The 20,429-nt window shown below is 63.9% G+C and carries 15 protein-coding genes; 10 read left to right on the top strand and 5 right to left on the bottom strand.

The window, feature by feature from the left end:
* Positions 1-60: 60 nt before the first annotated feature.
* A complete protein-coding gene (locus NKI37_RS09940) occupies positions 61-951 on the top strand; it encodes a DMT family transporter (protein ID WP_023727011.1) in 891 nt (296 codons plus the stop codon).
* Positions 952-1,038: 87 nt separating this feature from the next.
* Here NKI37_RS09940 and NKI37_RS09945 read toward each other — a convergent pair whose 3' ends face one another.
* The 4 genes from NKI37_RS09945 to NKI37_RS09960 form a co-directional block, all read right to left on the bottom strand.
* On the bottom strand, positions 1,039-1,371 hold the full coding sequence (locus NKI37_RS09945; RefSeq protein WP_023685781.1) for an MmcQ/YjbR family DNA-binding protein: 333 nt from the start codon (positions 1,369-1,371) through the stop codon (positions 1,039-1,041).
* A gap of 23 nt (positions 1,372-1,394) precedes the next feature.
* Entirely contained in the window at positions 1,395-2,144 is a 750-nt protein-coding gene (ubiG, locus tag NKI37_RS09950) for a bifunctional 2-polyprenyl-6-hydroxyphenol methylase/3-demethylubiquinol 3-O-methyltransferase UbiG (protein WP_023672976.1), read from the bottom strand.
* Between the two features lie 84 nt (positions 2,145-2,228).
* Positions 2,229-2,528 (bottom strand): antibiotic biosynthesis monooxygenase, encoded by a 300-nt coding sequence (locus NKI37_RS09955; RefSeq protein WP_023685779.1) that lies wholly within the window; start codon positions 2,526-2,528, stop codon positions 2,229-2,231.
* On the bottom strand, positions 2,525-4,366 hold the full coding sequence (locus tag NKI37_RS09960) for a CHASE3 domain-containing protein (RefSeq protein ID WP_352887832.1): 1,842 nt from the start codon (positions 4,364-4,366) through the stop codon (positions 2,525-2,527). The genes NKI37_RS09955 and NKI37_RS09960 overlap by 4 nt, the downstream gene beginning before the upstream one ends.
* 245 nt (positions 4,367-4,611) lie before the next feature.
* Between NKI37_RS09960 and NKI37_RS09965 the strand changes: the two genes are divergently transcribed.
* The 9 genes from NKI37_RS09965 to NKI37_RS10005 all read left to right on the top strand — a co-directional run bounded on the left by NKI37_RS09965 (position 4,612) and on the right by NKI37_RS10005 (position 18,176).
* Positions 4,612-5,865: an aspartate kinase gene (locus NKI37_RS09965; protein ID WP_023685777.1), complete on the top strand. Its 1,254-nt coding sequence runs from the start codon at positions 4,612-4,614 to the stop codon at positions 5,863-5,865.
* A gap of 83 nt (positions 5,866-5,948) precedes the next feature.
* Complete coding sequence (gene ptsP / locus NKI37_RS09970; RefSeq protein ID WP_023672972.1) at positions 5,949-8,219, top strand: phosphoenolpyruvate--protein phosphotransferase; 2,271 nt, start codon at positions 5,949-5,951, stop codon at positions 8,217-8,219.
* Between the two features lie 8 nt (positions 8,220-8,227).
* Positions 8,228-9,307 (top strand): peptide chain release factor 1, encoded by a 1,080-nt coding sequence (gene prfA / locus NKI37_RS09975; RefSeq protein ID WP_023672971.1) that lies wholly within the window; start codon positions 8,228-8,230, stop codon positions 9,305-9,307.
* Positions 9,300-10,178, top strand: coding sequence for a peptide chain release factor N(5)-glutamine methyltransferase (gene prmC / locus NKI37_RS09980; protein WP_023701435.1), 879 nt, complete (start codon positions 9,300-9,302; stop codon positions 10,176-10,178). Before prfA ends, prmC begins: the two co-directional genes overlap by 8 nt.
* Positions 10,179-10,482: 304 nt before the next feature.
* A complete protein-coding gene (locus NKI37_RS09985; protein ID WP_023698975.1) occupies positions 10,483-11,463 on the top strand; it encodes a DUF4167 domain-containing protein in 981 nt (326 codons plus the stop codon).
* Positions 11,464-11,671: 208 nt separating this feature from the next.
* Positions 11,672-14,278: an ATP-dependent chaperone ClpB gene (gene clpB, locus NKI37_RS09990; protein ID WP_023804568.1), complete on the top strand. Its 2,607-nt coding sequence runs from the start codon at positions 11,672-11,674 to the stop codon at positions 14,276-14,278.
* Positions 14,279-14,349: 71 nt separating this feature from the next.
* Positions 14,350-14,706: an MmcQ/YjbR family DNA-binding protein gene (locus tag NKI37_RS09995; RefSeq protein ID WP_352789890.1), complete on the top strand. Its 357-nt coding sequence runs from the start codon at positions 14,350-14,352 to the stop codon at positions 14,704-14,706.
* A 292-nt stretch (positions 14,707-14,998) separates the two neighbouring features.
* Positions 14,999-16,516: a L,D-transpeptidase family protein gene (locus tag NKI37_RS10000; protein WP_023712839.1), complete on the top strand. Its 1,518-nt coding sequence runs from the start codon at positions 14,999-15,001 to the stop codon at positions 16,514-16,516.
* A 100-nt stretch (positions 16,517-16,616) separates the two neighbouring features.
* Positions 16,617-18,176 (top strand): MFS transporter, encoded by a 1,560-nt coding sequence (locus NKI37_RS10005; protein ID WP_023685769.1) that lies wholly within the window; start codon positions 16,617-16,619, stop codon positions 18,174-18,176.
* A 173-nt stretch (positions 18,177-18,349) separates the two neighbouring features.
* Here the strand turns inward: NKI37_RS10005 and NKI37_RS10010 are convergent, their stop codons facing one another.
* A complete protein-coding gene (locus NKI37_RS10010; RefSeq protein WP_023686664.1) occupies positions 18,350-20,320 on the bottom strand; it encodes a M23 family metallopeptidase in 1,971 nt (656 codons plus the stop codon).
* Positions 20,321-20,429: the final 109 nt, after the last annotated feature.

Raw genomic sequence — 20,429 nt, forward strand, 5'->3', positions numbered from 1 at the left:
GTATGCTACCTCAAGATACAGTTTCGACCCAGTGCCGCAAGTGAGTGACGGGACCATCCGATGAAATTTCTCTGGGAATCGGCGCTTGGCCTGCTGGTCGTCACCGGCGGCCTGCTCGGCCTGACCCTGCCGTTCGGCAAGCTGGCGACGGCTGCCGGCGTTCCGGCCATGGTCTGGGCCTTCGTCATCTCGTTCGGCGCCGGGGGCGTGCTGCTGTGCGCGTTGCTCGCGAACGGCGAGCGCATGCGGCTCACCTCGCACAGACTGCGCTATTTCTTCATCACCGCCGCCGTGTCCTACGCCGTGCCCAATCTGCTGATGTTTTCGGCTATCCCGCATCTCGGCGCCGGCTATACCGGCATCATGTTCACGCTGTCGCCGGTCATCACACTGGTGTTTTCGATCCTGCTCGGCGTTCGACGGCCAAATATGCTCGGCAGTATCGGTATCGCCGTCGGCTTCATCGGCGCGGTCATGGTGGCGGTGACTCGCGGCGAGGCCGGCCAGCCGGCCGATTTCTTCTGGGTACTGGTCGGACTTTTGATCCCGGTCAGCCTTGCCGCCGGCAATATCTATCGCACCGTCGACTGGCCCGAAGGCACCGGTCCGATCGAACTGGCCGTCGGCAGCCACCTGGCCTCGGCGACGCTGCTGCTGATCGGCATTCTCACGCTGTTCGGCGTTGGCGCTTTCGCCCCGCTCAGGGCCGTGCCGCTGGTTGTCGTGGCGCAAGTCGCTTCGGCCTCGGCGATGTTTGCCTTCTTCTTCCGGCTGCAGGCCGTGGGCGGTCCGGTCTATCTCAGCCAGATCGGCTATGTGGCGGCGGCCGTCGGCCTGTTTGCCGGAACCATCTTCCTCGGCGAGCACTACCAGTTGCTGACTTGGGCCGGCGCGGTGATCATCACCATCGGCGTGATCATCACCACCAAGGCGCAGAGCCAGAAGGCATAGGGTCTTTGGTTTACGCAATTCCCTAGGCAAAGCGCTATGCGCTTTTCCCGGGAAAACCGCTTCACACTTTGCTCGAACTGCTCAAGCTCAAATTTGGCTCGCGTCGAGGCGCTTCCGTAGCGCCGGCGGGGCGACGTTTCGCCAGGCCGTCCGAACTGCGCTGCGGAATGTCTGTTCGTCGCAGGCTTCGAGCATAATCGACGTCCATCCCTTTTGGCCCCAGCCGCCTGTCACGGGCCTGAAAACCGATGGCTCAGCCGCGGCCATCATCTCTTGCTGGTCGCGGTCGAGCTTGACGACAGCACGGTCGGCTTCGGGCAGCGAGACGAAGATACGGTTGCGGACGCGGAAGTCAGCCTTGCCGAAATGCGATTGCTCGACCGTTTCGGGCAGATCGAGCGCCAGCTCTCGGGCCCTCATAGTGTCCACGGCCGCCCCTTCGTTCAGACCGATCGTTTTTCCGCCAGCACCATATAGTTGACGTCCATGTCCTTGGAGCGTGCCCAGCGGTCGGCGAGAGGATTGTAGGTCACGCCGGTACGGTCGATGATGGTCATGGCGGCGCTGCCGAGCGCCTTTTCAAGCTCTTCGGGCCGCACCAGCTTGCCGAACTGGTGGGTGCCGCGCGGCAGCCACCGCAGCACATATTCGGCGCCGATGATGGCCAGGCCCAGTGCCTTCAGCGTGCGGTTGATGGTAGCCACGAACATGATGCCGCCGGGCTTGACCATCTCGCCGCACTTGCCGATGAACAGGTCGACATCGGCAACATGCTCGACAACTTCCATGTTGAGGACGACGTCGAATTTCTCGCCGGAATCGGCCAAATCCTCAGCGGTCGTAGCGCGATAATCCACCGTCACGCCGCCTTCGGCCGCGTGCAGCTTCGCCACCTCGATGTTGGTTGCCGAGGCGTCGGCGCCGACCACTTCGGCGCCAAGCCTTGCCATCGGCTCGCACAATAACCCACCGCCGCAGCCGATATCGAGGAAACGCAGGCCTTCGAACGGCCGCGCCGCCCGCGGATCGCGGCCAAAGCGCGCCGCCACCTGGTCCCGGATATAGGCAAGCCGGACCGGGTTGAATTTGTGCAGCGGACGGAATTTGCCGTTCGGGTTCCACCATTCGGCGGCAAGCGCGGAAAAGCGTTCCACTTCTCCGGCATCGATTGTCGATCGTCGGGCCTCTGGCATGGTGCGGGTCTCCTCGGACGCTAGGAAGTCGGGTGCCGGGGCAAGAAAGTCAAGGACGGTTTTTGCGACTGCTGGCTAGTCGACCTATGGCCTCGAGATCACAATTGCCGAATGTTCCATCGCAACACTTGCGGGATCGATGGCCCGCATCGCTTCGCAATCGCCGATCTCGGCCATGATGCGGCCCGCGGCGGCGAGAGCCTGCTCGCGACTTCGCCAGCGCACCACATCGACCCATCCGCCATCGTCCCGCCGCGCCAGGCAGCGGTTTACGAAACCAGGTTGCCGCGCCAGCCAGTCGGCGACCAGGTTGTTGGCGGCGGCAAAGGCCGCTTCCGCTCCAGGCTTGAGGCGAAAGGTGACGATTTCCAGGGTCTCGGTCATCTTGCGTCCAGCACGTCGCGCAATTTCGCCGCCAGCTGCTCGATGGTGAAGGGCTTGGCCAGGAAATGCACGTCATGGTCGAGCACGCCATTGTGGACGACGGCGTTCCTGGTGAAGCCGGTGGTGAAGATTACCTTCAGCTTCGGCATGCGCGCCAGCGCCTCCTCGGCGAGCTTGCGCCCATTCATCACCGGCATGACGATATCGGTGAACATGAGCGCCACACCAGGGTTGTCGCCCAGCTTTTCCAGCGCTTCCTGGCCGCTTGCGGCATGAATGACGGTGTAGCCGAGTTCGCGCATGGCATCCGTGGTGGAAGCCCGCACGCGTGGATCGTCCTCCACGACAAGGATGGTTTCGGTGACCGGCACGGCAGGATTTCCGGCTCGTTCCGAAGATATCGCGGCCTCTTCCGGGCCGAAGAAGCGCGGCAGGTAGATCCTGATCGTGGTGCCTTGGCCGGGTTCCGAGTAAATCTTGACGTGTCCGCCGGACTGTTTGACGAAGCCGAACACTTGGCTCAGCCCGAGGCCGGTGCCCTTGTCGACTGGCTTGGTGGTGAAAAATGGCTCGAAAGCCCGCTCCATGACGTCCGCCGGCATGCCGGCGCCGGTGTCGCTGACCGCAATCATTACATACTGGCCGGCTTTGACCTCGGCATGGGTGGCGGCGTAGCCCTCGTCGAGGTGGCTGTTGGCGGTCTCGATGGTCATCTTGCCGTCCTCGCCCATGGCGTCGCGCGCATTGACCGCCAGGTTGAGAATGGCATTTTCGAGCTGGCTCGGATCGGCATGGGTCTTCCACAGGCCGCCAGCCAGCACGGTTTCGATGCGGATGGTTTCGCCGAGCGCCCGCCGAAGCAGGTCCGACATGCCGGCGACCAGACGATTGGCGTCTACAACCTGAGGCGCGAGCGGCTGCTGGCGCGAGAAGGCAAGCAGCCGTGACGTCAAGTTTGCGGCCCGGGTCGCCGCATCGGTCGCCGCTTCGATGAATTTCATGATGTCGTGCTCGCCCCGCGTCAGCTTGCGCTGGGCGAGGTTCATGGCGCTGATGATCACCGCCAGCATGTTGTTGAAATCGTGGGCGATACCGCCGGTCAGCTGGCCCACAGCCTCCATCTTCTGCATCTGGCGGATCTGCGATTCGGCCTTTTCACGCGTCTGGATTTCGTTGCCGAGCTCGATGTTCTTGCGCATCAGCTCTTCCTGGGCGATCGCCACTGCGCGGAACCGGCGGCGCGAAAGGCGAACCGTGTAGGCGCCAAGCAGGAAGATCGCCAGCAGCGCCGCTATCGAGCCGATTCGCAGCCAGTTTTCGACCCGGTCGGTATGAGCGTCGCGCGCGGCGATGGCTGCGCCGCCAATGCGCCGGATCGTGTCCATGCTGGCCCGGATCTGGTCCATGGCGGCCTTGCCCTGGCCGCTGCGGACCAGTTCCAGAGCTTTTGCCGCATCGCCGCGATCGTAGAGTGCAATCGTCTCAGCCAATTCGGCCTGGTTTTGTGAAAGCGCGTCCTTGACGTGGTTGATCTGCTGCACGAGTTCGTCGTCCGGCGCGGTCATGCCGTCGATGCGGGCAAGCTGGCCCGGAATGGCGTCGACCGCCTGCCGATAAGGCTGGAGGTAGGATTTCTCGCCGGTCAGGAGATAGCCGCGCTGGCTGGTCTCGGCCTCCTGAGCCATCGCAAGCAAACCGGAAAGCAATTCCTGATACTCGACCGCCTCGCGCGCGGCCTCACGATTGGCTCTCTGGGTCTCGACCAGCACGGCGCGTGTGCCGACGATCAACGCCAGCACGGCGAAGCCGATGAACAGCGGCAGCGATTGCCACCGCATGGCGCGTCGAAGGCGAACAATCATTCGATATGCCGGACCAAAAGGAGTTTCCCGCAGGCAGCATTTGGTAAGCGGCGGCGGGGCCGAACGCAATATGCCGCGATCCTGAAGCCGGCATCCGCCGCCAGCCTTGCGAAACCGTGATCATTTGGCTAAGGAGGCGCGCATTCAGCGGCCGGCTTCTGTCGAGCGCTTACTTCCCCTTTCGGTCCTGGGCCGGCTTCAGTCAAAGGCATTTCGCTTCCATGGCGCGCATCGTGATGAAATTCGGCGGAACCTCCGTCGCCGACATCGCCCGCATCCGCAATGTGGCGCGTCACGTCAAACGCGAGGTCGATGCCGGCCATGAGGTCGCTGTCGTGGTTTCGGCGATGGCGGGCAAGACCAATGAACTGGTTGGCTGGACGCGCGAAGCCTCGCCCATGCACGACGCGCGCGAGTATGACGCCGTGGTCGCCTCGGGCGAGCAGGTGACTGCCGGCCTGCTGGCGATCACACTGCAGAATATGGGCGTCCATGCCCGCTCCTGGCAGGGCTGGCAGATCCCGATCAAGACCGACAACGCGCATGGCGCGGCGCGCATCCTCGACATTGACGGCGCGTTCCTGATCAAGCGCTTCGGCGAGGGCCAGGTGGCTGTCGTCGCCGGCTTCCAGGGCATCGGCCCGGACAACCGCATCGCCACGCTCGGCCGCGGCGGCTCCGACACAAGCGCGGTGGCCATTGCCGCGGCGGTCAAGGCCGACCGCTGCGACATCTACACCGATGTCGACGGCGTCTACACCACCGATCCGCGCATCGAGCCGAAGGCGCGGCGGCTCAACAAGATTTCGTTTGAGGAAATGCTCGAAATGGCCTCGCTCGGCGCCAAGGTCTTGCAGGTGCGCTCGGTCGAGCTTGCCATGGTGCACAGGGTGCGTACGTTCGTGCGGTCGTCCTTCGACGATCCCGATGCGCCCGGAATGGGGGATTTGCTCAATCCTCCGGGAACGCTCATTTGCGACGAGGAAGAGATCGTGGAACAGCAGGTCGTCACCGGAATTGCCTACGCCAAGGACGAAGCGCAGATTTCTCTGCGCCGCGTCGGCGACCGCCCGGGCGTTGCCGCCGGCATTTTCGGCCCGCTGGCCGAGGCCAACATCAATGTCGACATGATCGTCCAGAACATCTCAGAGGACGGCAAGTTCACCGACATGACCTTCACCGTGCCGTCCGGCGACGTGGACAAGGCGCTGGCCGTGCTGGAGCGTCTGAAGGCTTCGATCGGCTATGACGTGGTGCAGTCGGAAGCCGGCATGTCGAAGGTTTCGGTCATCGGCATCGGCATGCGCAGCCATGCCGGTGTGGCCGCCACCGCTTTCAAGGCGCTGGCCGACAAGGCGATCAACATCCGCGCCATCACCACCTCCGAGATCAAGATTTCGATACTGATCGACGGTCCCTACACGGAACTCGCGGTTCGCACTTTGCATTCCGTGTACGGTCTGGATAAGCAGTAGCGAGAGCGATTTGAGTTGTTGCGTGTGCGCCGGTGGCAGTGGAAACTGCGGCGGGCAAAATGCCCATTGGAGAAGAAGCCGCGATGCGTGATACGGCCAGTGGCCCGCGCGTTCTGCTGAAACGGCTCCGCGAGCTCATGCAGGAGCCGCTGGAGCCGCAGGAGCGGCTCGACCGGATCGTGCGCGACATCGCCTCCAACATGGTCGCCGAGGTCTGCTCGCTCTATGTGCTGCGCGCCGATTCGGTGCTCGAACTCTATGCCACCGAAGGTCTGAACCCGAACGCCGTCCATTTGGCGCAGCTGCGGCTGGGGCAGGGCCTCGTCGGCACCATTGCCGCCAGCGCGCGGCCGCTCAACCTCTCCAATGCGCAGGAACATCCGGCCTTCGCCTACCTGCCGGAGACCGGCGAAGAGATCTACAATTCCTTCCTCGGCGTGCCGGTACTAAGGGCAGGGCGCACGCTCGGCGTGCTGGTGGTGCAGAACAAGACCATGCGCCACTACCGCGACGACGAGGTCGAGGCGCTGGAAACGACCGCCATGGTGATCGCCGAGATGATCGCCACCGGCGATCTCGCGCGCCTGACCCGGCCCGGCCTCGAACTCGACCTGCGCCGTCCCGTCAGCTTTACCGGCCTGTCCTTCAACGAGGGTGTCGGCCTCGGCCATGTCGTGCTGCATGAGCCACGCATCGTCGTCACCAATCTGTTCAACGAGGACAGTGAGGAAGAGGTGCGCCGGCTGGAGACGTCGCTCGGTTCGCTCAGGCTTTCCATCGACGACATGCTGGAGCGGCGCGATGTCGCCTTCGAGGGAGAACATCGCGAGGTGCTCGAGGCGTATCGCATGTTTGCCAACGACCGCGGCTGGGTGCGCCGGCTGGAAGAGGCGATCCGCAACGGCCTGACGGCGGAAGCGGCGGTGGAAAAGGTGCAGAGCGACATGCGCGCCCGCATGCTGCACATGACCGATCCTTATTTGCGCGAGAGGATGAGCGACTTCGACGATCTCGCCAACCGGCTGCTGCGCCAGCTGATGGGGCGCGGGCCTGACGACGTCGCGGCGTCACTGCCGAAGGATGCCATCCTGGTCGCGCGCTCGATGGGCGCGGCCGAACTGCTTGATTATCCCAGGGACAAGCTGCGCGGCGTGGTGCTGGAAGACGGCGCTGCCACCAGCCATGTCGTCATCGTAGCGCGCGCCATGGGCATTCCGGTCGCCGGCCAGATGAAGGGCGCCGTTTCCATGGCGGAAAACGGCGATGCCATCATCGTCGACGGCGAGGAAGGCACCATCCATCTGCGGCCGCAGCCCGACCTCGAAGCTGCCTATGCCGAAAAAGTGCGCTTCCGGGCGCGCCGGCAGGAAGTCTACCGGGAACTGCGCAAGAAGCCGTCGGTGACCAAGGACGGCGTCCAGGTCGACCTGCTGATGAATGCGGGCCTGGCCGTCGACCTGCCGCAGCTGGCCGAGGCGGGTGCGGCCGGCATCGGCCTGTTCCGCACCGAATTGCAGTTCATGGTCGCCTCGACCTTCCCGCGCGCCGAGGCGCAGGAGCGGCTCTACCGCGACGTGCTGGACGCGGCGCGTGGCAAGCCGGTCACCTTCCGCACCATCGACATCGGCGGCGACAAGGTGCTGCCCTACTTCAAGGGCGCTGTCCAGGAAGAAAACCCTGCGCTCGGCTGGCGCGCGATCCGGCTGACGCTCGACCGGCCGGGTCTGCTCAGGACCCAAATCCGCGCTCTGCTGAAGGCCTGCGGCGGGCGCGAACTGAAGCTGATGCTGCCGATGGTGACCGAGCTCGGCGAAATCGCCCAGGCGCGCGAGATCATCGACCGCGAAGTGCGGCATCTCTCCCGCTTTGCCCACCATCTGCCGACCAGCCTCAAGGTGGGCGCCATGCTGGAAGTGCCGTCGCTGCTGTTCCAGCTCGACGAGTTGATGAAGGCGGTCGATTTCGTCTCGGTCGGCTCCAACGACCTGTTCCAGTTCGTCATGGCGGTCGATCGGGGGAACACGCAGCTCTCCGACCGCTTCGACACGCTGTCGACGCCGTTCCTGCGGGTTCTGAAGCAGATCGCCGACGCCGGGGTTCGCAACCACACGCCGGTGACGCTGTGCGGCGAGCTTGCCGGAAAACCCATTTCCGCCATGGCGCTGATCGGCCTCGGCTACCGCTCGATCTCGATGTCTCCAGCCTCGATCGGCCCGGTCAAGGCGATGTTGACCGAACTGCCACTGGAGGAATTGGAGGCTTTCTTTGCCGACAATCTGATGGCGCCAGCTCAAGGGCTGCCGATGCGGGCGCTGCTGCAGGCCTTCGCCGACGACCGCTCCATCCCGCTATAGCATTAGCCATGGTCAATCTTCCCCGCGAGCGTATGGATCAGGTCGTCAAGCGTTTCGAGATGCTCGAAGCGCAGATGTCGGCCGGCCCGGCAGCCGATGCCTATGTGAAGATGGCTTCCGAATATGCCGAGCTGCAGGACATGGTGGCCAAGGTCAGGGAACTGCGCTCAGTCGAGCGCGAGCAAGCCGACCTCGAGGCGATGCTTGCCGACAAGGGCACCGACGCAGAGATGCGGGCCCTGGCGGAGGCAGATTTGCCGGGCGTCGAAGCGCGAATCGAAGAGCTGCAGAAGGACATCCAGATCCTGCTGTTGCCCAAGGACGCGGCCGACGACAAGAACGCCATCCTTGAAATCCGCGCCGGCACCGGCGGCGATGAGGCGGCATTGTTCGCCGGCGACCTGTTTCGCATGTATGAGCGCTATGCCGCCGAACGCGGCTGGCGCTTCGAGACGGTGTCGGCCAGCGACGGCGATGCCGGCGGCTTCAAGGAAATCATCGCCACCATTTCCGGTAGGGGCGTCTTTGCCCATCTGAAATTCGAATCCGGCGTGCACCGCGTGCAGCGCGTGCCGGCGACCGAGGCCAGCGGGCGCATCCACACTTCGGCGGCGACGGTGGCCGTTCTGCCGGAAGCCGAAGAGGTCGACATCGACATCCGCGCCGAAGACATCCGCATCGACACGATGCGCGCCTCGGGTTCGGGTGGCCAGCACGTCAACACCACCGATTCGGCCGTGCGCATCACCCATTTGCCGACCGGTATCATGGTGGTGCAGGCGGAGAAGTCGCAGCATCAGAACCGGGCGAAAGCCATGCAGATTCTGCGTGCGCGGCTTTACGACCTCGAGCGCAGCAAGGCGGACGAGGAGCGCTCGGAGTCACGCAAATCGCAGGTTGGTTCGGGCGACCGTTCGGAGCGCATCCGTACCTACAATTTCCCGCAGGGCCGCCTTACCGACCATCGTATCAACCTGACGCTCTACAAGCTCGACCGGGTGATGATGGGCGAGCTCGATGAGGTCATCAATGCGCTGATTGCCGACCATCAGTCGAAGCTGCTCGCCGATATTGGCCTCGATGGCTGACATGTTGCCCGGCGCGCTCGGGCCGTTGTTGCGGGTGGCGCGGGAGCGGCTTGCCGCGGCCGGCCTTTCCGACCCGGCGCTGGATGCCAGGCTGATCGTCGAGCATTTTTCCGGCACGGACCGTACGCAGGCGATCGCCGACCCGCAACGGACGGTCGATGCGGGTGCGGTTGCCGCAATCGGCGCTGCTCTGCAGCGCCGCATGGCCGGCGAACCGGTGCACCGCATCCTCGGGTTTCGCGAGTTTTACGGCCTGCGGCTGTCGCTGTCGCCGGAAACGCTGGAGCCGCGGCCGGACACCGAAACGCTGGTCGAGGCGATCCTGCCTTTTGCCGGCGCGACGGCCGAAAGGCTGGGGGAATGCCGTATCCTCGATCTCGGCACCGGTACCGGCGCGATTGCGCTGGCGCTGCTCAGCGCGGTTCCGGCCGCGACGGCCACCGGGGTCGATATTTCACAAGGCGCGCTGGCAACCGCGATACGCAATGCCGAGCAACTCGGACTCGCCGGCCGGTTCGTGGGGCTGCAGTCCGACTGGTTCGAAAAAGTTTCGGGCCGATACCATGTAATTGCCGCAAACCCTCCCTATATACCGACTGGAGACATTGGAAATCTGCAGGACGAGGTCCGCGATTTCGATCCGCACAGAGCCCTTGATGGCGGTGTGGACGGTCTTGGCCCCTACAGGATCATCGCTGCCGAGGCGGCAAAGTTTCTGGAAGCACAAGGCAAGATAGCGGTCGAGATCGGCCACACGCAGCGCAATGAGGTCAAAGACATATTCGCGGCAGCCGGCTACAGGCTGGCCGGGGCATTTGTCGATCTTGGCGGAAACGACAGGGTTCTTATGTTTGAACAGGGAAAGCCTTGACGCAGTGCAAAAAAGCGCTTGGCAATGCCGGGGAATGCGGCTAGGGTCCGCCCTAACCGGATGAGACGAAGCAGGCAGTGCTCTTAGCGATTCGGTTTTCCTTGGAAATAGCTGCCTTCTTGCGCAAACGACGCCCAAGCTTCGTGCGGGAATCGTCCGGCAAGTGATGTAACCGGAACAGGATGACACGTGGCGCCAACGCAATTGATGCGGGCGAACGCCGGTGAAGAAACGAAACGGCTGGCTGCATGAGCGCCTCCGTTCGTGAAACGTTTTTCGAAAATTTCAAAATGAAGAGAGTCTTATGAGGCCACAACAGCAGAACAGGCGCATGCGCGGTCGCAACAACAATGGCGGCGGCGGTGGCAACAACAATAACAATAACAACAACCGCAAGGGCCCAAATCCCCTGACGCGCAACTACGAGAGCAACGGCCCGGACGTGAAAATCCGTGGATCGGCTCAGCAGATCGCCGAAAAATACGCCACTCTGGCCCGTGACGCGCAAAGCTCCGGCGACCGGGTTATGGCGGAGAATTACCTCCAGCACGCCGAGCACTACAACCGCATCATTGCCGCCGCACAGGCGCAGATGCCGATCCAGAATGCCCCGCAGAACCGCGACGAATTCGACGACGATGAAGATCGCGACGATTTTGACAATGCCGGCAGCGGCAATGGCGGCGAGACGCAAGCGCCGATGGCCAACCACGGCAACGGTCCGCAGCCGACGATTGAGGGCACGCCGGCCGAACTCGCATACGGCCAGGAAAACGGCCGCGAGAACAACAGTGGCCGTGACAATAATGGCCGCAACAATAACGGCCGCGACAACAATGGCCGCAACCGTGACCGCCGCCCCAATGGCGGCTATGGCCAGAACGACCAGCGTGGCGACTTTGCCCAGCGTGGCGAGCAGAACGGCCAGCGCGGCGACCAGCAGCGCTTCACCGAAACCCCGGCACAGGCGGAAACCGTTTCCGCGGTTGAGCCCGAAGCCGAGAGTGGTTTCTCTGAGCCGGCGCCGCTGTACGAAAACCTGTCGCCGGCGGCTCTTGCCGCCCGGGCCGAACTCAATGAGGCAGCCGCCGAGAGCGGCGCTGCCCGTCGCCCGCGGCGTCCGCGCCGCCCGCGCAACAATGCCGATCAGGTCGGTGACGAACAGTCTGGTGGTGGCCAGGTGGTGGATGGCGCCGGCGAGACCGCTGCCGCTGTTGACGTGGTTGATGCGGCGCCGGCCGAAAGCTCTGCCGGCGACCCGTTCGCCGTCGACGCCAACAACTGACCCACAAGACATAAGTCGATGAAACGGCGGAGAGAAATCTCCGCCGTTTTCGTTTGCTCGGCCATGCAATATCATCAGCCGGACGTCTTGAGCGGCAATGGCTTGCGCCCCATATCTGGCGTGAACTGGACCCGGCTCGGATGAGCGGGTCCGTCACCGCAATCTGATCCGGTGCCGCAAAGCGGGCCGGTGATGGAAGGAGACAGATATGAACCTCGAGAAATACTCCGAGCGCGTCCGCGGATTCATTCAGTCCGCCCAGACCATGGCGCTCTCGCGCAATCACCAGCAATTCACTCCCGAACATATGCTGAAGGTCCTCGTCGATGACGACGAGGGGCTGGCCGCCTCGCTGATAGAGCGCGCCGGCGGCAACGTGCGCGACGTCAAGCTTGGCGTCGAGACCGCCCTTGAGGCCATGCCCAAGGTGGAAGGCGGCAACGGCCAGCTTTATCTGGCGCAGCCGCTGGCCAAGGTGTTTTCGACCGCCGAGGAATTGGCCAAGAAAGCCGGCGACAGTTTTGTCACGGTCGAGCGGCTGCTGCAGGCGCTGGCGATGGAGAAGTCGGCCAAGACGGCCGATATCCTGTCCAAGGCCGGCGTCACAGCGCAGGCGCTGAACCAGGTGATCAACGACGTCCGCAAGGGCCGTACCGCCGATTCGGCGAGCGCCGAGCAGGGCTATGACGCGCTGAAGAAATACGCGCGCGACCTCACCGCCGATGCCCGCGCCGGCAAGCTCGACCCTGTGATTGGCCGTGACGACGAGATCCGCCGCACCATCCAGGTGCTGTCGCGGCGTACCAAGAACAACCCGGTGCTGATCGGCGAGCCGGGCGTCGGCAAAACGGCGATCGCCGAAGGTCTGGCGCTGCGCATCGTCAATGGCGACGTGCCCGAATCGCTGAAGGACAAGCAGTTGATGGCGCTCGACATGGGCGCGCTGATTGCCGGCGCCAAATATCGCGGCGAGTTCGAGGAGCGGCTGAAGGCCGTGCTCAACGAAGTCACCTCGGCGGCCGGCGGCATCATCCTGTTCATCGACGAGATGCACACGCTGGTCGGCGCCGGCAAGGCCGATGGCGCCATGGACGCTTCGAACCTGTTGAAGCCGGCGCTGGCGCGCGGCGAACTGCACTGCGTCGGCGCGACCACGCTCGATGAATACAGGAAGCATGTCGAGAAGGACGCGGCCCTTGCCCGCCGGTTCCAGCCGGTCTTCGTCAACGAGCCGTCGGTGGAAGATACCGTGTCGATCCTGCGTGGCCTGAAGGAGAAGTACGAGCAGCACCACAAGGTGCGCATCTCGGATTCGGCGCTGGTCGCGGCGGCGACCTTGTCCAACCGCTACATCGCCGACCGTTTCCTGCCGGACAAGGCGATCGACCTTGTCGACGAAGCCGCGTCGCGGCTGAGGATGCAGGTCGATTCCAAGCCCGAGGCGCTGGACGAAATCGATCGCCGCATCATGCAGCTCAAGATCGAGCGCGAGGCACTGAAGGTCGAGAAGGACGAGGCGTCAAAGGACCGGCTCGCGCGTCTCGAAAAGGAACTCGTCGGCCTCGAGGAGGAATCGACCGAGATCACTGCCAAATGGCAGTCGGAGAAGCAGAAGCTTGGCCTCGCCGCTGACCTCAAGAAGCAGCTCGACGCGGCCCGCAACGACCTCGCCATTGCCCAGCGCAAGGGTGAATTCCAGCGCGCCGGCGAGCTTGCCTATGGCAAGATCCCGGAACTGGAAAAGAAGCTGAAGGAAGCCGAAGCCCAGGACGGCAAGGCCGGCATGGTCGAAGAGGTGGTCACGCCCGACCACGTCGCCCATATCGTGTCGCGCTGGACCGGCATTCCGGTCGACAAGATGCTGCAGGGCGAGCGCGACAAGCTGCTGCGCATGGAAGACGAGATCGGCAAGCGAGTCGTCGGCCAGGGCGAAGCGGTGCAGGCGGTGTCCAAGGCCGTGCGTCGTGCCCGGGCCGGGCTGCAGGATCCGAACCGGCCGATCGGCTCGTTCATGTTCCTCGGACCGACCGGCGTCGGCAAGACCGAACTGACCAAGGCGCTGGCCAATTTCCTGTTCGACGACGAGAGCGCCATGGTGCGCATCGACATGTCGGAATACATGGAGAAGCACTCGGTCGCCCGGCTGATCGGAGCGCCTCCCGGTTATGTCGGCTATGAGGAAGGCGGTGCGCTGACCGAAGCGGTGCGGCGCCGGCCCTATCAGGTCGTGCTGTTCGACGAGATCGAGAAGGCGCATCCGGATGTCTTCAACGTCCTGTTGCAGGTGCTCGACGACGGGCGGCTGACCGACGGGCAGGGCCGCACGGTCGACTTTCGCAACACGCTGATCGTCATGACGTCGAACCTCGGCGCCGAATATCTGGTCAATCTCGGCGAAGAGCAGGATGTCGATGCCGTGCGCGACGAGGTTATGAGCGTGGTGAGAGCCTCGTTCAGGCCGGAGTTCCTCAACCGCGTCGACGAGGTGATCCTGTTCCACCGGCTGCGCCGGCAGGATATGGGCCGCATCGTCGAGATCCAGCTCAAGCGGCTGGAAAGCCTGCTCGCCGACCGCAAGATCACACTGTCGCTCGACCAGGAATCGATCGACTGGCTGGCGGCGAAGGGCTACGACCCGGCCTATGGCGCGCGGCCGCTGAAGCGGGTGATGCAGAAGGACCTGCAAGATCCGCTGGCGGAAAAAATCCTGCTTGGCGAGATACTCGACGGCTCGACCGTCAAGGTCACCGCCGGCTCCGACCGGTTGAATTTCCGGTCCAGGCCCACTGTGGTGCCGACCGACGCGGCAGCCTGATCCAACGCCGCGCGTCCGACCGGACGCGCGGCATTTTCTTATGAAACAACAATCCTTTGACGGGGGTGCAGATGACGCTGGACGACTACAACAGCTTCTGCGCCTCGCTGCCGCAGACGACGCACGTCGTGCAGTGGGGCGGGGCCGATGTCTGGAAAGTCGGTGGCAAGGTCTTCACCATCGCCGGCCATGACCGGGAGGGTGGCGTCTTCGTCACCTTCAAATGCTCTGAGATGGCATATGACGTGCTGAAGGATCAGCCCGGCTGCCGGCCGGCGCCCTATCTCGCCTCGCGCGGCATGAAATGGATCCAGCGTCAGACAAGCCAGAGCATGGATGATGATGCGCTGAAGGACTATCTCGGCGAAAGCCACCGCCTCGTCGTCCTCAAGCTGACGAGGCAGACGCGCAAGGAATTGGGCCTGTAGCAACCAGTAATCCGCCATCTTCATGCCCGGTTCATGTTGGAAAGCTTATGTTGTGGTTTGCTGGCGAAGGGGTTTGCCTGCAGGCTTTTGACGATCAGGGCGTTCCTTGCGCATCCAAACGGTGGCGAGAACGTTCTGGTGGGAACACTGCCGGGCGGCGGCAATTACGCATGACCCCGAAAATCGAAATTCGATTTTCGGAAAGGATCATGCGCAGACATGAAGTGTTACAGCGTCCTTTGCGCGTCCAAACGGACGCGCTGCGCTGTAAGTACCGGAGAGTTTGACCACCATGTTCCGCACGATCCTTGCCTTTTCGGTGCTCGCCGCCGGGCTGCTCACGTCCAGCGCCATGGCATCGCCGACTATGGACAACGCACTGCCGGCCGTCCGCGCCGCCGATAGCGGCGGCATTGTGCTTGCCCAGGACGGCAATCTCGACATCTATTACGACGCCAGGGGCAACCGCGTCATCGTCGATGCCGAGACCGGCAAGGTCATCGCCATCCAGCCGCCGCAGACCAGGCTCGACCGCCGCGCGCTGCGCCGGGAAATGCGGGCACGTGAGCTTGGACGCGCACCGGTCGAAGACGACGACCGCTACTATCTCGACGATCCCGAAGACATGGCGCGTTTCCGCCGCAGGCAACTGGACGATCAGGGACGAATCCCCGGCCCGCCGGTTGATGAATACGATCCTGAAAGCGACAGATTCCTGGGGGCCGCTCCGCAGGATGATGCCAATGACAGCGACACCTATCCGGAAGCGCCGAAATCCGCTGAACCGCGGCCCGTCAAGCGCAAGCCGCTGAACGAAGCCTCTATCGATCCCGCCGAACCGGCGGCGCCCGCCGACCAGGGCGCGCTGCCGCCGAAAGCCGGTGGCAAGACCGTGGTCGATCCCTCGCTTTCACTCGGCGCACGCCAGGATGTAGCCGCCTTGCAGGTGCTGCTCGACCGCGCCGGCGCTTCACCCGGCGTCGTCGACGGGCGCTTCGGCTCCAATGTCGACAAGGCGCTTGCCGCCTACAACCAGATCACCGGCAGCAATCTGCGCTCGACCGACGCGGTCGGCATCCAGGCTGCGCTGGCGCAAACCGGTGGCGATGCTTTCGCCAATTATACGATCACGCCCGAAGACGCGGCGGGGCCTTATGTCGCCTCGATACCGGAAGATTACAGCCAGAAGGCGCAACTCGACCGCATGGCTTACACCTCCGTCACCGAAGCCTTGGCCGAACGCTTCCACATGGATGAGAACTACCTGAAGGGGCTCAATCCCGAGGCAGACTTCAGCCGTCCCGGCACCATCATCAAGGTCGCCAATTTCGGCAGGCTGGTGGCGACGCCGGTCGCTCGCATCGTCGCCGACAAGGACAAGAAGCAGGTGTTCGCCTATGACGCCGGTGGCAAGCTGGTCGCGGCCTATCCGGCCACCATCGGTTCAGCCGACACGCCCTCGCCGACCGGCACCCATACGGTGTCGCGCGTCGCGCTCGATCCGAACTACACCTACAACCCCAGCATCAATTTCAAGCAGGGCCAGAACGACAAGATCCTGACCATCCCGCCGGGTCCGAACGGCCCGGTCGGCTCGGTGTGGATCGCGCTGGACAAGCCGACCTATGGCATTCACGGCACGCCCGATCCCTCCAAGATCGGCAAGACCGAAAGCCATGGCTGCGTGCGCCTGACAAATTGGGATGCGCGTGAACTGGCCAAGCTGGTGTCGCCGGGCGTCACCGTCGAGTTCGTCGGCGGTCCCTCGGCCGATGATGTTGCGGAGCAAGTGAGCGCTCCAGCGCAGTGATATCGGCCTGCCCACAAGGCAGGCCGATCCAAAGCTGGATTCATGAGCGCAGGGTGCTGGCTGGTTGTTGCCGGCCCGCAACAAGTCTAAGCAGACGCTCATGAAGTCTCCGAGCGAAGCCGCAGCCGTTCCCCTGACCAGGTCGCTTTCCAACGGTACATTTTGCCCGCAGTCGCAGCGCAAGTTCGTGCTGGTAGCGGCGATCCTGGCGTCAGCGCTCGGCTTCATCGACGGGTCGATCCTGGCCATTGCCATGCCGGCAATGCGCGTCGACCTAGGCGCCAGCCTGGCCGAGGTCCAGTGGATTTCCAACGCCTATGCGCTGACGCTGTCGGCGCTGATTCTGGCCGGCGGCGCCGCCGGCGACCGGTTTGGCCTCAGGCGCGCCTTCGTTGCCGGCATTGCGCTGTTCATCGTCGCTTCGCTGGCCTGCGCGGTGGCGCCGAATGCGCTGGTGCTCATCGCCTTTCGCGCCATTCAGGGCATTGGTGCGGCGATCATGGTGCCGGGCAGCCTCGCCATCATCGCCAAGGCCTATCCGAAGAAGGAGCGCGGCCGGGCGATCGGCATCTGGGCCGCCGCCTCGGCGCTGACGACGGCGCTCGGTCCAGTGCTCGGCGGCTTCGTCCTGTCGGCCTTTGGCGGCGGTATCTGGCGGGCGATCTTCGCCGTCAACCTGCCGCTCGGGCTGATCTCGATCTATCTCCTGCTGGCCAAGATTCCCGCCGACGCGCCGACGGAGAAGCGAAGCCTCGATCTCGGCGGCGCCGCTCTCGCCACGCTTGCCTTCGGGGCGCTTGCCTACGGACTGACCTCGATGAGCGCCGAAGGCAGCGGGCTGATGTCGGGGCCGAGCATCGCCGCAGGCGCCGTGCTGCTTATCATCTTCATCGTCTTCGAGCTTCGGCAGCGCGAGCCGATGATCGATCTCAAGCTGTTTCGGATCGGCGCCTTTGCCGGCGCCAACCTCGCCACCTTCTTCCTGTATTTCGCCCTGTCGGCCAATCTGTTCTACCTGCCGATGCTGTTGATCGCCGGATGGGGGCTGAGCACCAAAGAGGTCGGTTTCATCTTCCTGCCGCTGTCGGCGTCGATCGCGCTGCTGTCGGGTCTCGTCGGCCAGTGGTCGGATCGCATCGGTCCGCGTTTTCCGATCGCCAGCGGCTGCCTGGTAGTTGCCATCGCCTTTGCCGGGCTGGCTTTGCTCACTCATGCCGGCATGCACAATTTCTGGACCGGTATCTTTCCGCTGATGGCCGTGATGGGGCTCGGCATGGCGCTGGTGGTGTCGCCGCTGTCGACGGCGGTCATGACCGCGGTCGAGGACAAGGATACCGGCGCCGCTTCCGGCATCAACAATGCGGTTTCGCGCATTGGCGGGCTGATTGCTGTGGCGGCGATGGGCTCGCTCGCGGCCTGGGTCTATTCGACGATGCTCGATACCAGCGTCAGGCCGGGCATTCCGGGATTCGGCGAACCGGCATTGGCCGGCCTGGCGCCAGACCTTGATGCAACACGGCTCGCCGCCAGCGATGCGGCGTTCGCGGCCGTGTCGACAGTGACGGCCGTGCTTTGCCTCCTTGCCGCTGTTATCGCCTGGGCCACCGTTTCGGGGCAAAAGCTGCCTTGGTCACGAGCCGAAGAGGAGCAGTCGACCTGATTCGGAGCCGACCCGATTCGGAATGCTCTGATGGGGCGATTATGATTCGCTGGCGTCGAGTGTGACGGCTTAAAGCGCGTCGCGCTGAAACGGATTCATACGACGCGCTTTAAGTCTTTGTTTTGACACATGTCCTTGTCCCAGAGCCGCGGCACACTTCTGGGCGACATGCACTAGCCTTCGATCTTGGCGCTCGCGACCTTCAGCGGATTGCTGTCTTCCTGCTTGAGCAGTTCATCGATGCGCTCGCGCTCGCGCTTGAAAGCGACCAGGTCGTCGCCCTTCAGCACCTTGCCGACCGGCAGGCGCACGCGCATCGGGTCGACCTTGGTGCCGTTGACGATCAGCTCGTAGTGAAGATGCGGACCGGTGGAGAGGCCGGTCTGACCGAGGAAGCCGATGGTCTGGCCCTGGCGGACATGAACGCCGGGTTCGATGCCTTTGGCAAAGGCGCTCTGGTGATTGTAGGAGGTCTCGTAGCCATTGGCATGGCGGATGATGATCTGTTTGCCGTAGCCGCCGGCCCAGCCGGCCTTTTCGATGGTGCCGTTGCCGGCGGCGATGATCGGCGTTCCGATCGGCGCCGCCCAGTCGACGCCGGTATGCATGCGGACATAACCGAGGATCGGATGTCGGCGGGCGCCGAAGCCGGAGCGGAATTTCCCGGCGGGCAGGGGATTGCGCAACAGGAACTGCTCGGCGCTAGATCCGTCCTCGTCGAAATAGTCGGTCGAGCCGTCCTGCATCTGGAATCGGTAGAAATTGCGCGTCTGGCCGCCGAAGGTCGACGAGACATAGAGCAGTTCCGATTCGTCGGAGGCCTGGTCGTCGCCGTCCGGCTGCGAGAACAGGACGTCGATGCGGTCCGACGGATTGAGCCTGGACTGGAAGTCGACGCCGGAGGCCAGGAGCTTGACCAATTGCTGGGTCAGCTTCTTCGACATGCCATAGGAATAGGCGGCGCGGTAGATGCCGTCATAGACGTTCGGCAGATTGCCGCGCACCACCACCGGTGCCGACGAATCGTCGAACGCGGTCAGCAATTCGGGGTTCGGCTCCGGTTCCTGCGCCGGCACATACTGGCCGCGGTCGTCGAGCGCGATGGTGACGATGTGCGTTGTCTTGTCATAGACGCTGGTGCGAACGACCTTGGCGGCGTCGCCATGTACCTCGAGCCCGACCCGCAGCACGGTTCCGGCCTTCAGCGCCGGTGCGTTGAGCAGCTTGCCGATCGCCTCCGCCATGCCGGTGGCGTCATCGCCCGTATAGCCCGAATCAGCGAAAGCCTCGGCAATGTCGCGGTCCCTGGTGAAGGGAATGATTTCCTCGGCGAAAGCCGGGGTCTGGTCGTCGAGCGCGACGCGCGGCGCCACCGAGACGTTTTCCGGCACGATCTTGACGTCGTAGGAGCCGGCCATCGATTCGGCGAAGGCATCGCCGAATCGCTGCGGGTCGACATAATGCAGCGAGGCGACCTGCACGGCGCCGTCGCTGAGGTCGGTGCCGGCTTCGCGCACCACTTTTTCCACCTCGTCGGCGGACAGGTCGCTTTTCTCGTCGAAGGAGGCCGTCTCGACCGGGAAATCGACCGTCTTCAGGCTCATCTCGCTTTCGACCTTGGCGCCGTAGATCTGGCCCCCAACTGCGGAAGCCGTCGCCGGCTGCGCCGGCGTCGAGTCGCCATCGTCGCCGAACACCTGCATCGGGTCGAAAGGCGGATAGGCGCGGTTGGTGGTGTGGCCGGCGGCCAGCGCCATCTTGATCTGCACGAACGGCATGGTGTGGATAACGTCGCGGTCACCGACCTTGGTCACCATCGACACTTCCATGCGCCGGCGGTCCTTGGCCTTGGCGATCTGGCGCGGCGCCACCAGCCTGGTGGTCTTGGCGACCTCGCCGGAATCGCCGCCGCTTTCGAGCTGGGCCAGTTCGGCGATTTCGGGCGGGGTTGCCAGCTGCTGGCGGCCGTCAAGGGCGGCAAACAACGCCACGCCCATCAGCACACTCGAGGTCACGCCGGTAAGAAAGGTGCCCGACAGCCAGCGCGCTGAAACCTCGCGCCGGTCGGGCGGGCCGCTGCGGCCATCCGCGATCAGCGGCGGCTCATTGCCGAGTTCGGCTATGACATCTTCCGTGTCTGGCATCCAGAAAGGCTGCTTCTTCCCCGGGCGGAACGGCTTTTCGCTTCTGTTGGGCCATGACATTTGCCTGTCACGGCGGGTGAAGTCAACGAAGCGGCGAAATCCCCGCTCA

This window comes from Mesorhizobium sp. M0626, assembly GCF_040320665.1.
Taxonomy (GTDB): domain Bacteria; phylum Pseudomonadota; class Alphaproteobacteria; order Rhizobiales; family Rhizobiaceae; genus Mesorhizobium.

Excerpts from the sequence above, each read along its gene's own strand:
- NKI37_RS09940 (WP_023727011.1), top strand. The coding sequence starts at position 61 with ATGAAATTTCTCTGGGAATCGGCGCTTGGCCTGCTGGTCGTCACCGGC.
- NKI37_RS09945 (WP_023685781.1), bottom strand. The coding sequence starts at position 1,371 with ATGAGGGCCCGAGAGCTGGCGCTCGATCTGCCCGAAACGGTCGAGCAA.
- ubiG (WP_023672976.1), bottom strand. The coding sequence starts at position 2,144 with ATGCCAGAGGCCCGACGATCGACAATCGATGCCGGAGAAGTGGAACGC.
- NKI37_RS09955 (WP_023685779.1), bottom strand. The coding sequence starts at position 2,528 with ATGACCGAGACCCTGGAAATCGTCACCTTTCGCCTCAAGCCTGGAGCG.
- NKI37_RS09960 (WP_352887832.1), bottom strand. The coding sequence starts at position 4,366 with ATGCGGTGGCAATCGCTGCCGCTGTTCATCGGCTTCGCCGTGCTGGCG.
- NKI37_RS09965 (WP_023685777.1), top strand. The coding sequence starts at position 4,612 with ATGGCGCGCATCGTGATGAAATTCGGCGGAACCTCCGTCGCCGACATC.
- ptsP (WP_023672972.1), top strand. The coding sequence starts at position 5,949 with ATGCGTGATACGGCCAGTGGCCCGCGCGTTCTGCTGAAACGGCTCCGC.
- prfA (WP_023672971.1), top strand. The coding sequence starts at position 8,228 with ATGGTCAATCTTCCCCGCGAGCGTATGGATCAGGTCGTCAAGCGTTTC.
- prmC (WP_023701435.1), top strand. The coding sequence starts at position 9,300 with ATGGCTGACATGTTGCCCGGCGCGCTCGGGCCGTTGTTGCGGGTGGCG.
- NKI37_RS09985 (WP_023698975.1), top strand. The coding sequence starts at position 10,483 with ATGAGGCCACAACAGCAGAACAGGCGCATGCGCGGTCGCAACAACAAT.
- clpB (WP_023804568.1), top strand. The coding sequence starts at position 11,672 with ATGAACCTCGAGAAATACTCCGAGCGCGTCCGCGGATTCATTCAGTCC.
- NKI37_RS09995 (WP_352789890.1), top strand. The coding sequence starts at position 14,350 with ATGACGCTGGACGACTACAACAGCTTCTGCGCCTCGCTGCCGCAGACG.
- NKI37_RS10000 (WP_023712839.1), top strand. The coding sequence starts at position 14,999 with ATGTTCCGCACGATCCTTGCCTTTTCGGTGCTCGCCGCCGGGCTGCTC.
- NKI37_RS10005 (WP_023685769.1), top strand. The coding sequence starts at position 16,617 with ATGAAGTCTCCGAGCGAAGCCGCAGCCGTTCCCCTGACCAGGTCGCTT.
- NKI37_RS10010 (WP_023686664.1), bottom strand. The coding sequence starts at position 20,320 with ATGCCAGACACGGAAGATGTCATAGCCGAACTCGGCAATGAGCCGCCG.